1 protein-coding gene is annotated in these 596 nt (G+C 58.2%); it reads right to left on the reverse strand.

The annotated features are described in order from the left end of the window. Positions 1–162: 162 nt before the first annotated feature. Positions 163–596 (reverse strand): transposase (locus AB4Y42_RS44140; protein ID WP_368697883.1); only part of this gene is annotated, 434 nt, incomplete at its 5' end.

Below are 596 nucleotides of genomic sequence, written 5' to 3' on the forward strand. Positions count from 1 at the left end.
GCCTAGCAGGTTGCGGAAATACGCCCCCGGCGGAAGCTGCCTTCCTCGATTTACGCGCCCACCGTCTCCAAATCTTTCGCATTGTGCAATTTCAACGCGAATCAACCTTGTTTTAAGCGCTGTGGGGCCGACTTCTGGCCTCAATGCCGCCTTTTCCCGCAGCTATAGGCGGATTTGTGCCAGGGATCGCATGCGCACGAGGTTGTAGACCGTCATGTTCAACACAAACATCTGGTCCACCTTCTTCAAGCCGCGCACCATCACCTGGCGCATACGCCCCACGGTCTTGGCCCAGCCGAAGCCTTGTTCGATCAACTTGCGCTTTTGCTGCGAAATGGCGTAGCCCGCGCTTGATGCAATCGTATCGGGCACTGCGGAACGCCGCCCCGAGGTGTTTTGCGCAACGTGCGGTGTGACCTTCATCTGTTGGCATGCCTCAATGAATTCCAGGGCGTCGTAACCCTTGTCTGCACCCAACGTAATTTCTACGTCCGGATCCTCTGCCGCTTGCCGTGCGTCGTGGATCATGATCTTGGCTGCTTCACGCTCGGCATGCCCGTCGGCGTGTGTCACGCGCGCATTGACCACCAGGCCGT

This window comes from Paraburkholderia sp. EG286B (assembly GCF_040965655.1).
In the GTDB taxonomy this organism is placed as follows: Bacteria; Pseudomonadota; Gammaproteobacteria; order Burkholderiales; family Burkholderiaceae; genus Paraburkholderia.